The 12,112-nt window shown below is 61.6% G+C and carries 9 protein-coding genes; 7 read left to right on the top strand and 2 right to left on the bottom strand.

All coding sequences use genetic code 11. The features are described 5' to 3' along the window. Nucleotides 1–95: 95 nt before the first annotated feature. From HGP14_RS05855 to HGP14_RS05825, 7 genes are all read left to right on the top strand, one after another. Complete coding sequence (locus HGP14_RS05855) at nucleotides 96–1,487, top strand: FAD-binding oxidoreductase (protein WP_168828926.1); 1,392 nt, start codon at nucleotides 96–98, stop codon at nucleotides 1,485–1,487. A gap of 51 nt (nucleotides 1,488–1,538) precedes the next feature. Then, complete coding sequence (locus tag HGP14_RS05850; RefSeq protein WP_168828925.1) at nucleotides 1,539–2,327, top strand: SDR family oxidoreductase; 789 nt, start codon at nucleotides 1,539–1,541, stop codon at nucleotides 2,325–2,327. 153 nt (nucleotides 2,328–2,480) lie between these two features. Then, complete coding sequence (locus tag HGP14_RS05845) at nucleotides 2,481–3,767, top strand: efflux RND transporter periplasmic adaptor subunit (protein ID WP_168828924.1); 1,287 nt, start codon at nucleotides 2,481–2,483, stop codon at nucleotides 3,765–3,767. Then, the gene (locus HGP14_RS05840) at nucleotides 3,764–6,877 is read left to right on the top strand and encodes an efflux RND transporter permease subunit (protein ID WP_168828923.1); all 3,114 of its coding nucleotides are present in this window, start codon (nucleotides 3,764–3,766) and stop codon (nucleotides 6,875–6,877) included. The genes HGP14_RS05845 and HGP14_RS05840 overlap by 4 nt, the downstream gene beginning before the upstream one ends. A 163-nt stretch (nucleotides 6,878–7,040) precedes the next feature. Then, the gene (locus tag HGP14_RS05835; protein WP_168828922.1) at nucleotides 7,041–8,333 is read left to right on the top strand and encodes an Hsp70 family protein; all 1,293 of its coding nucleotides are present in this window, start codon (nucleotides 7,041–7,043) and stop codon (nucleotides 8,331–8,333) included. Nucleotides 8,334–8,390: 57 nt separating this feature from the next. After that, nucleotides 8,391–9,272, top strand: a complete 882-nt coding sequence (locus HGP14_RS05830; RefSeq protein ID WP_168828921.1) for a uracil-DNA glycosylase family protein — start codon at nucleotides 8,391–8,393, stop codon at nucleotides 9,270–9,272. Nucleotides 9,273–9,405: 133 nt separating this feature from the next. Continuing rightward, nucleotides 9,406–9,597 carry a hypothetical protein gene (locus HGP14_RS05825; RefSeq protein WP_168828920.1) on the top strand — a complete coding sequence of 64 codons (192 nt, stop codon included), beginning with the start codon at nucleotides 9,406–9,408 and terminating at the stop codon, nucleotides 9,595–9,597. 141 nt (nucleotides 9,598–9,738) lie between these two features. Here the strand turns inward: HGP14_RS05825 and HGP14_RS05820 are convergent, their stop codons facing one another. Beyond that, nucleotides 9,739–10,632, bottom strand: coding sequence for a hypothetical protein (locus tag HGP14_RS05820; protein ID WP_168828919.1), 894 nt, complete (start codon nucleotides 10,630–10,632; stop codon nucleotides 9,739–9,741). Between the two features lie 186 nt (nucleotides 10,633–10,818). Continuing rightward, on the bottom strand, nucleotides 10,819–11,757 hold the full coding sequence (locus tag HGP14_RS05815) for a DMT family transporter (RefSeq protein ID WP_168828918.1): 939 nt from the start codon (nucleotides 11,755–11,757) through the stop codon (nucleotides 10,819–10,821). Nucleotides 11,758–12,112 lie beyond the last annotated feature (355 nt).

Below are 12,112 nucleotides of genomic sequence, written 5' to 3'. Positions count from 1 at the left end.
TTACCCTTACGTCAACGTCATATAAATTGACGGCTTGATTGACGTTGCCGTTCCGGACTAGAGCCTTTCAAGGCGGAAAGGAAAGGCAGGCGCTTTTGACAGCGGACGAGATCCACGCAGCACTTCGCGGCCTTCACGCGGAACTCACCGTGCTTGGACCCGACGACCTCAAGGGGCGCGATCCGGGCGAGCATCCGCAGAATTTCGGCGCCGGGGTCATGGCCCTTCCGTCCTCCTCCGCAGCGGCCTCGGCCGCCATTCGCTGGTGCGGTGAAAATGGGGTCGCGATCGTACCACAAGGTGGCCGGACGGGACTTGCGGGAGGTGCCGTCAGCAGAGCAGGCGAGCTCATCCTGTCCACGTCGCGGCTGACGACGATTGAAAAAGTGGATGCCGCAGAAAGGACCGCCACTGTCCAGGCGGGCGTTACGCTGGAGGCCCTGCAGGCGGCAGCGGCCAGCTTGGGCCTGATACCAGGCATCGACCTTGCCTCACGGGGCACCGCCACGATCGGCGGCATGATCTCGACCAATGCGGGCGGCATTCTCGCCTTTCGAAACGGCGTCATGCGCCATCTGGTGCTCGGCCTGGAAGCCGTGCTGCCCGATGGAACCATCGTCGACGACATGACCCGCGTCGTGAAGGTCAGTGCCGGGCCTGATATCAAGCAGTTGCTGATCGGCGCGGAAGGCGCGTACGGCTTCATCACCCGCGCCGTCATCACGCTCGAGGCTATCCGGGCATTCCGGGCGACGGCGCTGCTCGGCGTTTCCGGCGCCGGATCAGCGCTTGCCGTCATTGCGCGGCTCGAATCGGAAGCAGGCATCAGTCTCGAAGGCGCGGAGTTGATGTGGCGGCGCTTCTACGAGCGGAGCGCCTCGGTCCAGGGACTGCATCTCGGATGGCTCGAAGGCGATGCGGACGCTGTGCTGCTCGTGGAGATTTCTGCCGCCAGTGAAGCCGAGGCCGCCGCCAGCCTGGAAGGCGTCCTTGCGGAGATCTGGGAGCGCGCAACCATTGCAGGCGGAATCATCGCGCAGTCGCATGATCAGCGCCGCCGTTTCTGGGCGTTGCGGGAGCAGTCGGAGTTCATCTACCGCGATTTTCCCGATGCACCGTCCTACGACGTCTCCATTCCGCCGCTCGCGATCGATTCCTATGTCGCCACGTTGCAGCGGCGGCTCTCGGCAATCGATCCGGATTACCGCCCTTTCATCTACGGCCACGTCGCCGACGGCAATCTGCATATCGCGATCGATCGCGGTGACATCGACTCGGAAGACCGCAAGCGCGCCATCGACGATGCTGTTTACGAAGGCATCACGTCGAGCGGCGGCAGCTTTTCCGCCGAACACGGCGTCGGTTTCGACAAGCGGCACGGATATCTTGCGCATGCAAATCCAACGAAGGTGGAAATAGCACGCCGCCTGAAACAGCTTTTTGATCCGGCCAATCTTTTCAATCCGGGCAAAGTGCCATTTACGTAGCAGAGCGGCCGCAAGGGCTTTCACAGGTTATCATTCAGGGAAGACATCATCATGGATCTCGGTATTGCCGGCAAACGCGCACTCGTTCTGGCTTCATCGCGTGGGCTTGGCCTCGGCATCGCGGTGGCGCTGGCGCGCGAAGGGGCGAACGTGCTTCTTTGCGGCCGCAGCGGCGAGCAGCTCGAAGCGAACTGCAAGGCAATCAACGCCGAAGGCAAAGGCAAGGCCGACTGGATCTGGGCAGACCTCGCCGACGAGAAGTTTGTCGAGACGGTGACATCCGCCGTGAAAGCGAAACTCGGCGGCCTCGATATCCTCGTCAACAATACCGGCGGCCCGACGCCGGGGACGACCGAGGACATGACGGCGGAGAAGCTGGAGACCTATTTCTTCTCCATGGTGCTGCGGGTGATTTCGCTGACCAACGCCCTGCTTCCGGGCATGAAGGAGCAAGGCTGGGGACGTATCCTCACGGTCGCGTCGTCCGGCGTCATCGAGCCCATTCCGAACCTGGCGCTTTCCAACACGCTGCGCCCTGCCCTTGCTGGCTGGAGCAAGACGCTCGCCTCGGAAATCGCAAGTTACGGTGTGACCACCAATCTTCTTCTTCCCGGCAGCATCCTGACAGCACGCCTTGATGACCTCGATGGCGCGGCCGCCAAGCGTACCGGCAAAAGCATGGAGGAGATCCGCAGCGACAAGGAAGCGCGCATTCCTGCCGGTCGTTACGGCAAGGTGGAGGAGTTCGCCGCGACCGCCGCTTTCCTTTGCAGCCAGCCGGCAAGCTATATCACCGGCTCGCTGATCCGCTGCGACGGTGGCGCAGCACGGTCGGTCTAAAGGCAGGTGCCGAAAGCGAATATTCGATCATTACGAAATTGTAAGGGATTATAACGAGTTATTGAAAGGGTGCAGCGTTTTCGCGCTGCAGTATCTGTGGCACAGTTGGGACCGGAAAACTTCGCGCAACCCCCGCCAACACCGGTCTCACGAATGAAGAAATCTTGGATAACCGCTAGCGTTATTGCTGTAGCTGCCATTGGCGTCTGGCAATTTGGCTACAGGATCCCGTTTGTCGCACAACTTCCTTATGTCTCGCAGTTGATCAGGAAGCCCGCCGACCAAGGCGGCGATGCGCAACAGACGGCCGCCGGCCAGGCGCAAACCGGCCGGCAAGGCGGCGGGCAGCGTAACCGGCGGGGCGGTGGCGGCCCGACGGTCGTCAAGACGGTCGCAGCCGTCAGAACGACACTGCCGATGGACGTCACGGCCACGGGATGGGCCGACGCCGAGGACAATACGACGATCGCCGCGCAGGAACAGGGCCTCGTCGTCAGCATCGCCGCCCAGGACGGCGCAACGGTCAAGGCCGGCGACCTGATCGCCAAGCTCGACGACCGGACGGCCCGCTCCACGGTCGACAAGGACAATGCGATGATCGTCCGCGACAGCGCAACACTCGCGGAAGCCGAGACGGCGTTGACGCGCGCGCAGGATCTGTTGACGCGAAATGCCGGAACGCAACAGACCTACGACCAGGCCAAGGCCGCCCGCGACACGGCGGCCGCGACGGTGGAAGCCGACAAGGCGACGCTCGCCTCCGATCAGGTGCTCCTCGAACATACGGAAATCCGCGCGCCCTTCGACGGCCGCCTTGGCGACATCGCCGTCAGCCAAGGCGCCTTCGTCAACGCTGGTGCGGCGATCGTTACCATCGCCAAGTACGATCCGATCTATGTGAAGTTCCACCTGCAGGAGCGCTACCTGCACGAGCTGAAGCAGGAGCTTGCCGCCGGCCCCGTCGAGGTGAGTACGGCGCCCGATTCGACCAAGGGCGAAATCCGCAAGGGCGAGATCAGCTTCTACGACAATACGGTCGATACGGCATCGGGCACGATCCTCGCCAAGGCAAAGTTCGAGAATGCCTCCGGCGCCCTATGGCCCGGCCAGTCGGTCAACATCGTCGTGCATTTCAGCAATGACGAGCAGCAGGTCGTCGTGCCGACCGTGGCCGTCAGCCCCGGTCCGGACGGCTTCTTCGCCTTCGTCGCCAAGGACGGCAAGTCGCATCTGACGCCGGTCACAGTCGCCCGCTCGAACGGCGGCTTCACGGCGGTCGCTTCCGGCCTTTCGGAAGGCGACCATGTCGTCATCGAAGGCCAGGGCCAGCTCAACGACCAGCAGGCGATCAACGAGAAGTTCGACGACAAGGTGCTGAACGTCGCCTCGGCCGATGAACCGCGGCAGATGGAGACGGTGGCGACGGGGGATCAGCAATGATTCCAAACCTCTGCATCCGGCGCCCTGTCGCAACGACGCTCCTTGCCATCGGCGTCGTGCTTGCCGGCCTCGCAGGCTATCAGCTCGTGCCGGTCGCCGCCCTGCCTCAGGTCGACTTTCCGACCGTTAACGTTTCGGCGCAACTCAGCGGCGCCTCGCCGCAGAGCATGGCGACCTCGGTCGCCACGCCGCTCATCAAGCAGTTCGAGACCATTCCCGGCATCAGCGAAATCAGCGCATCGAGTTCGCTCGGTAATACCAGCATCGTGCTGCAGTTCGACCTGAACCGCAACATCGACGCGGCCGCCGCCGACGTGCAGGCGGCGATCTCGCACGCGACCCGGCAACTGCCGGACAACATGACGACGCCGCCGAGCTACCGCAAGACGAATCCGGCCGACGCGCCGATCATGCTGCTTGCGGTCCAAAGCGATACGATGCCGCGCAGCAAGCTCGACGAGATCGCCGAGGACATCATCTCGCCGACCCTCTCGACACTGCCGGGTGTTGCTGAAGTGACCGTCTTCGGCGCACAGACCTATGCCGTGCGGGTCGAGGTCGATCCGAACAAGCTGCTGACGCGCAACATCGGCATCGACACCGTCAACAAGGCGATTGCCGCCGCCAACAGCCAGGCGCCGGTCGGCACGCTGCAGAACAATTCGCAGTCGATGACGATCAACGCCGACACGCAGCGCACCAATGCCGAGGAATTCCGCTCACTCGTCGTCGCGACGCCGAATGGCGCGCCGATCCATCTCGGCGATATCGCCGAGGTGCAGGACAGCGTGGCGAACCAATATACGGGCAGCTGGTACGACGGAAACCGCGGCATCATCCTCGCCATCCAGCGCCAGCCGGATGCCAACACGGTCGACGTTGTCGACGCGATCAACGCCAAGCTGCCACAGCTTCACGCCGAAATCCCGCCTTCGGTGAAGACCGTCGTCATGAACGACGCGGCAAAGCCGATCCGCGATGCGATCGCCGACGTGAAGTTCACGCTGCTCCTGACGATCGGCCTCGTCGTTCTCGTCATCTACCTCTTCACCGGCCACCTGGCGGCAACGATCATCCCGGGTCTTGCCGTACCGCTATCGCTGATCTCGACCTTCGGCATGATGTACGTGCTGGGATACAGTATCGACAACATCTCGCTGCTCGGGTTGACGCTCGCGGTGGGGCTCGTGGTGGACGACGCGATCGTCATGCTGGAAAACATCCTGCGCCATGTCGAGGACGGCATGCCAGTGCGGGAAGCGGCGATCAAAGGCGCCGGCGAAGTCAGCTACACGATCATCTCGATGTCGGTCTCGCTGATCGCCGTCTTCATCCCGATCCTGCTGATGGGCGGTGTCGTCGGCCGCGTCTTCAACGAGTTCGGCATGGTGGTGGCGATCGCCATCATCTCCTCGGCGGTCGTTTCGCTGACGGTAACGCCAATGCTCGGCTCGCGGCTTTCTCCGAACCACAGCCAGCCGCCGCTCTTCGTACGCATCTTCGATGCCGGCTTCGAGCGGACGCTGCGCGGCTATGACCGGGGCGTTGGCTGGTGTCTTCGCAACCGCCCTGCGGTCCTCGGCGTCTTCCTCGCCTCGATCGCGCTGACGGGCTATCTCTTCATGACGCTGCCGGCGAGCTTCTTTCCGCAGGAAGACATCGGCCGCCTGCAAGTCACCACCCAGGCCCGCCAGGACATTTCCTATCCGGCGATGGAGGCCCTGCAGCAGCAGGCGGCCGCCATCGTCAAGGCGAACCCGGCGGTCAACCATGTCATGTCGACGGTCGGCGGCAATGCCCGGAAGCCGCTGAACAACGGCACGATGTTCGTCGAACTGAAGGACAAGGACCAGCGTCCGCCGCTTGACCAGACGTTGCGCGAGCTGCGCACGGCGATCAACAAGATCCCCGGCCTGCAGGCCTTCGTCACGCCGAACCAGAGCCTGCGCTTTGGCGGCCGCCAGACGGCGAGCCAGTATCAGCTCATCGTCCAGGCACTCGATGCCGACCAGACCAACCTCTGGGCCAACAAGATCCAGACGGCACTCAGGGCCGATCGGCGCTTCACCGACGTGACGACGGACGCGCAGAACAATGCGCTGCAGGCAAACATCGTCATCGATTCCGAAAAGGCGGCTGCCTACGGCATTGACAACGACCAGCTGCGCCGCACGCTGCAGGAATCCTTCAGCGGCTACACCGCCGCCGAAATCCAGTCGACCGGCGACAGCTACGACGTCATCGTCGAATACGAAACCAGCAAGCCATGGGACGACCAGAAGCTTGCGGAAATCCGCGTCGCCTCCGGCAACGGCAGCCTCGTGCCGCTCTCGAACTTCGCGCATGTCGAGCGCACGACCGGTCCGGTTACGATCAACCAGACGGGCCAGCTCGTTTCGACCACGGTCTCCTTCAACCTGCCGGCCGGGGAATCCCTCGGCGATGCGACGGCGGCGATCGACCAGATCAAGAAGGACATCAACATGCCGTCGGATGTCTTCACGTCCTATGGCGGCTCGGCGCAGATCTTCCAGCAGTCGCAGGGCAACACGCCGCTCTTGATCATCGCCGCCGTGCTGACGATCTATGTGGTCCTCGGCGTGCTCTACGAGAGCTTCATCCACCCGCTGACGATCCTCTCCGGCCTTCCCGCCGCCGCCCTTGGCGCACTGCTTGCTCTGAAGGTCATGGGCTTCGACCTCTCGATCATCGCCCTCATCGGCCTGCTGATGTTGATCGGCATCGTCAAGAAGAACGCGATCATGATGATCGACGTGGCGCTGGAAAACCTCAGATCGACGTCGATGACACCTACGGAGGCGATCCACGAAGCTTGCGTACGCCGTTTCCGGCCGATCATGATGACGACGTTCTGCGCACTCCTCGGCGCGTTGCCGATCGCGCTCGGCACCGGCGCCAGCTCGGAATTGCGCCAGCCATTGGGTATTGCGGTGGTCGGCGGCTTGATCGTTTCCCAGGCGCTGACGCTCTTCATCACGCCCGTCATCTTCATCGAGATGGGCAGGCTGAATAATTGGGTCCAAAGTTTCGGACGCCGGAAGAAGCGGGATCCGGAAGAAGAACTTCCGACGGCGATCGCAGCGGAATGATGCAAAAGGCGGGCGCTTCGGCGCCCGTTTCATTTCCGGCGCGCGCCCTTGAATCGACGGGTCCGCTGTGGCATCACGTGCCTCCCTAATTCCGGCGCTCGTTCTGCGCCCGCGAAGCACACGGCTTCGTTCCCATAGACAATCGGCTTAAAGAGGTGCGGCCATGGCTCAGGCGCTGGGTCTTGATTTCGGCACGACGAACACGGTTCTCGCCACGGCGAATGGCGGGACGACGCATTCGATGGCGTTCACAAGCGCGGCGGGCACCGCCGACAGCATGCGTACGGCGCTCTCCTTCATGAAGGATCCGCAGCTTGGGAGAGCAGCCCTGAAGGTCGAGGCGGGACATGCAGCGATCCGGCAGTTCATTGACAATCCCGGCGAGTGTCGCTTCCTGCAGTCGATCAAGACTTTTGCGGCAAGTGCCCTCTTCCAAGGCACCCTGATCTACGCCAAGCGCCATAGCTTCGAGGACCTGATGGAAATCTTTATCAGGCGGCTGCGCACCTACGCAGGCGACAACTGGTCGACGGAGGTCAGCCGTATCGTCGCGGGACGGCCCGTGCATTTCGCCGGGGCCAATCCCGACCCAGCGCTGGCGACCGAGCGCTACAACGAAGCACTCTCGCGGTTTGGCTTTCCGGAAATTCACTACGTCTACGAGCCGGTGGCCGCCGCCTTCTACTTCGCGCAGAACCTGAAGTCCGACGCGACGGTGCTCGTTGCCGATTTCGGCGGCGGCACGACGGACTACTCGCTGATCCGCTTCGAAACCATTGCCGGCATGCTGACCGCCACGCCGATGGGCCATTCGGGCGTCGGCGTCGCCGGCGATCATTTCGACTACCGGATGATCGACAACATCGTCGCGCCGCAGATCGGCAAGGGGAGTCATTTCAAGAGCTTCGACAAGATCCTTGAAGTGCCGTCGAACTACTATTCCAGCTTCGGCCGCTGGAACCAGCTGTCGATCTTCAAGACCTCTCGTGAATTCGAGGATCTGAGGAAGCTGGTGCGCACGGCGCTCGAGCCGGAGAAGCTCGAAACCTTCATCGATCTGGTCGACCACGACGAGGGTTACCCGCTCTATCAGGCCGTCTCGGCCACCAAGATGGCGCTCTCTGCCGCAGAGGAAGCACCCTTTGATTTCGCGCCGCTCGGCCGCGGCGGTCACCGAACCATAAAACGCAAGGACTTCGAAAGCTGGATCGCCGATGATCTCTCGCGGATCGAAGGCGCGCTCGACGAAGTGCTGGAGAAGACGCAGACCAGCGCCGATGCCATCGACAAGGTCTTCCTGACCGGCGGGACCTCCTTTGTGCCGGCCGTCCGCCGCATCTTCACCGAACGCTTCGATCACGACAGGATCGAAACGGGCGGCGAGCTTCTCTCCATCGCCCACGGGCTTGCGCTGATCGGCGAGCGCGAGGACATCGCGCAATGGACTGTGCAATAGCCGCGGGCGGTGCCGCCTACCCTTTCATTGCCGCTGCCACTTCGCTAAGGTCGCCGAATGGTTTCCGTCAACGAACTCTCTCCGGCCGAGCTTGCCGCGCTTTTGCATTTCCATGCGGAAGCCGGCGTCGAATGGCTGCTGGAGGAGGAAGCGATCGACCGCTTCGCCGAGTTCGAGACGATGAAGGCCGCGCGGCGTAACGCTGCCCCTGCTGCGCAGCCCCTCCCGCCAGCCGATCGGCAGCCGCCAGCGGCAACGCAACGCCAGGCGCCCGCGCCGGCCGAACGCGCCGCCGCCCGGCCGCAGCCTGCCATTCCCGATGGCGAAGCAGTGCAGCAGGCGCGCTTTGCCGCCGAGAGCGCCCGATCGCTTGCCGAACTCAAGACTGCACTCGAAGCCTTCAACGGCTGCAACCTCAAGCACAGCGCGCGTTCGACGATCTTTGCCACCGGCAATGCTGAAAGCGGCATCATGGTGATCGGCTCGGCGCCGGGTGCCGATGACGATCGCGAGGGGATGCCGTTTGCCGGACGGCCCGGCCAATTGCTCGACAAGATGCTGGCGGCGATCGGACTTGATCGCACAAACATTCTTTTGACGCAGGTCATCCCCTGGCGTCCGCCGGGCAACCGGGTTGCCTCCGCTGCCGAAATGGACATCTGCAGGCCTTTTATCGAGCGCCAGATCGCCCTCGCTGAACCGAAGGTCATCCTGCTGTTCGGCAATTTCGCCGCTCGCTTCTTCTTCGGCGAAAACGACAGCATTCATGGTCTGCGGGGCCAGTGGAAGGAGATCGGCGCGGGATCGATTCCGATACCAGCGATCGCGACGCTGCATCCTCAGGATCTGCTGACCGCGCCCATCAACAAGCGACTTGCCTGGAATGATCTGCTGGCGTTTCGCTCCCGGCTCACATCAGTTGGTCTGCTTACAAAATAGCCGAATACCAACTCTTTATGACAATATCCATGCGCGCTCCGCATACCTGCATTTTAATATAATGCATTGCGGAATCGATGCTGCGCTGCAATATATGACGTGTCTTGGGAGGAATCTGACAGGAACCAAGGCAATGAGCACACGTTTTCGTCCTATCCACTGCGGGTTTGAAACCCTGCGCGTAGCAAGCGATCCGGTTCGCACCACACAGGGCTACAGCCGTCTTGGCTTTGCCACCAACGAGCAGATGATCGCCCGCGGCACCGGCATCAGCAGCCGGACGACGCGCCCTGCCGCGATCTTCGCGGATTTTCAAGAATATTGAGATGAATGTGCGGCCCGGCATCGGGCTGCTGCTTCATAACCTCTGAAGGTCTGATCTCGCTTCGAGCGCATCAGCGCGGCGGTCCGGGCTTCGAGGAAGTTGAGCGCGATCACCTCCAGTGCAGGAAATCGCGCGAATGCGCTAGACCGTTTCCGGCGCCCTGACCGGCATGCGCTCGAGTTCTGCCCTGGCGAAGTGGAAAGCTTGATCCACATAGGCAAATTTGACCGCTTGCCATGCGCAATATTCGCGGACAAATTCGCGCGAGACCCAGAGTTCCGTCTTCTTCGGCTCGTCGTACCATCCGACGCAGCCCCGCTGTACCGCCTTTGCGAAGAGACGCTGCAGGTGCGTTCGCGACATCATGAAATCGCTGGCAAGATTGCGGGTTTCGACCCGCCCGACGCTAAATCTCTCCGCATCCGTGCCATCGATATCGACCCTCGCCAAGAGGTGATCCACCACCAGCCCGCCAGCCGCCGTCCACAAAAAGAGTCCGATCTGCGCGGGCGGCTCCCGCCAGGCGGTATCTTCAAGACAGTTGCGAGCAAGCAGAGGCTGAGCGATCCGGATCAGTTCAGGGTGCGCCTGGAAATAGGCGGCGCGACCGCTGTCGTCCAACAAATCGAGGGCGGTGAGATTGGCGAGAAGCCATCCGCACATGGCCTGATGGCTGACTTCGGTGGGTCCGAAATGGCGCGGGCGGCGGCGCCCCGCCTCGCCCGATGCATGCGCGATAAAGCGATAGGTGAAGAGTTCCTCGATGAAGTTTAGAACAGTGTTGCGGCTCGCCACCTTGTATTGGGTAATGAGAGCCGTCAACGCGACTGCCGAAAAGCCCGACGAGGGATCGTTGGAATCATGCTGCATCGCAAGCGCATAGGCTGTTTGGGTGAGCAGCCAGCGCTGATGGGAGGTGAGCATGCGGGCGAGACGCGGAGCGGCATCGAACATGCTCCGCAAAGTGCCAGCTAGATGACGGATGCTGAGCAGAAAGCCGGGATGCCGCGACAGTTGTTCCGCCGTAAAGCTCATACGCACCTCCGCTCGCAAGCCAGCGTTCGGGGCAGCGAAGGGCAGGAACCAGGTCCGGCATCAGCGGCCAATCAGACATGCAAGGCTTTGAATAAATGACGTTTCGTCATTTTCAAGAACCACATTCGCAGACTGGTTGGTATCCTAAGATTTCGCCAGTGAGCGGCCATAACTCTATCGATATACTCAGGTCTTCGGCCCGCCCGCTTGCCGCGCGCGGCGACGTTCCAGACCGAGCTGATGCTCCCGGTAGATAATGAATATCCCGGCTGCGATGACAATCGCCGTTCCGACCATCATATGCCCCCCGGGGACATCGCCAAAGACGAAATAACCCACGATGCCGCCGAGAAGGATCGAGGTGTATTCGAAGGGTGCCACCGTCGATACCTCCGCATGACGGTAGCTTTCCGTCAGAAGGATTTGTGCAACGCCGCCGCAAAAACCGGCCGCGACCAGCAGAAGCACCGTCCGAAGTTCGAGCGAAGCCCAGCCGAATGGCAGCGTCGCCAGCGAAAAGAGCGATGCAATGATCGAGAAGTAAAGAACGATCGTGGCCGTCCTTTCCTCTTCGACCAGCTTGCGAACCTGGATCATCGCCATGCCGCCGAGCACGGCGGCAATCAGGACGCAAATCGCTCCCACCGCCTGCTCCGCCTCCATGCCACCCTGCCTGAAAAGCGTCAGCTTCGGCCATGAGACGATGGCGACACCCACCATACCGAAGAAGACGGCACTCCAGCGGTAGATTCTGACCGTCTCGCCGAGGAACACTGCCGCGAATATGACCGCGACCAGGGGCATTGCGTAGCCGAGTGCAATCGCCTCCGGCAACGGCAGATGCAAAAGACCGTAGAAGCCGAAGCCCATGGAAACGATCCCGATCGTGCCGCGCTTCAGATGGCCGATCGGATTTGCCGTATAAAAGGCCGCTTTCAGCTGCCCGCGATAGGCCAGGTAAGCCATGATCGGAAAGAGCGCGAAGAAGGAGCGATAGAACGTCACCTGCCCCGGCGCGATATTTGTACCGCCAAGTTTGATAAAGGTTTGCATGCCGAGAAAGACGACCACCGAGGCCACTTTGAACGCAATACCTCTCAGCGGATTTCCAAAGGCCGACTGCATGTCAGAACTCGCGTTAAAGTTGTTTATGGCAGGAAAGCACGCCAGATTCGACGCGTCATGACTGTGGCAGGCGTTTTGTCCGATGAACAGTCAAAAATGACAATATTTGGTTCTTCGCTCCCGTACATTTTCATTGGCCAACATTCATCAGCAGTCGGATGGGTGTGGTACGGGTGTCGTTCAGCGGACCGGGGACGATGTTGGCGTGCGGTCTGTGCTCAATCTGAGATAGCGCGGTTTGTCCTCCAAGCATCTCCACCATTGCGTCCATGAAACTTGCTTTGCTTGCATTCGCTTTAAAGTTATTTCAGACTTTATTGTAATTATGCCGGCAAATTTAACGGCAGAGCATTCG

It is taken from the genome of Rhizobium sp. P32RR-XVIII, from assembly GCF_012641395.1.
Lineage (GTDB): Bacteria > Pseudomonadota > Alphaproteobacteria > Rhizobiales > Rhizobiaceae > Rhizobium.
This window is presented reverse-complemented; position numbering and strand designations above follow the sequence as displayed.

Excerpts from the sequence above, each read along its gene's own strand:
- HGP14_RS05850 (WP_168828925.1), top strand. The coding sequence starts at position 1,539 with ATGGATCTCGGTATTGCCGGCAAACGCGCACTCGTTCTGGCTTCATCG.
- HGP14_RS05845 (WP_168828924.1), top strand. The coding sequence starts at position 2,481 with ATGAAGAAATCTTGGATAACCGCTAGCGTTATTGCTGTAGCTGCCATT.
- HGP14_RS05840 (WP_168828923.1), top strand. The coding sequence starts at position 3,764 with ATGATTCCAAACCTCTGCATCCGGCGCCCTGTCGCAACGACGCTCCTT.
- HGP14_RS05835 (WP_168828922.1), top strand. The coding sequence starts at position 7,041 with ATGGCTCAGGCGCTGGGTCTTGATTTCGGCACGACGAACACGGTTCTC.
- HGP14_RS05830 (WP_168828921.1), top strand. The coding sequence starts at position 8,391 with ATGGTTTCCGTCAACGAACTCTCTCCGGCCGAGCTTGCCGCGCTTTTG.
- HGP14_RS05825 (WP_168828920.1), top strand. The coding sequence starts at position 9,406 with ATGAGCACACGTTTTCGTCCTATCCACTGCGGGTTTGAAACCCTGCGC.
- HGP14_RS05820 (WP_168828919.1), bottom strand. The coding sequence starts at position 10,632 with ATGAGCTTTACGGCGGAACAACTGTCGCGGCATCCCGGCTTTCTGCTC.
- HGP14_RS05815 (WP_168828918.1), bottom strand. The coding sequence starts at position 11,757 with ATGCAGTCGGCCTTTGGAAATCCGCTGAGAGGTATTGCGTTCAAAGTG.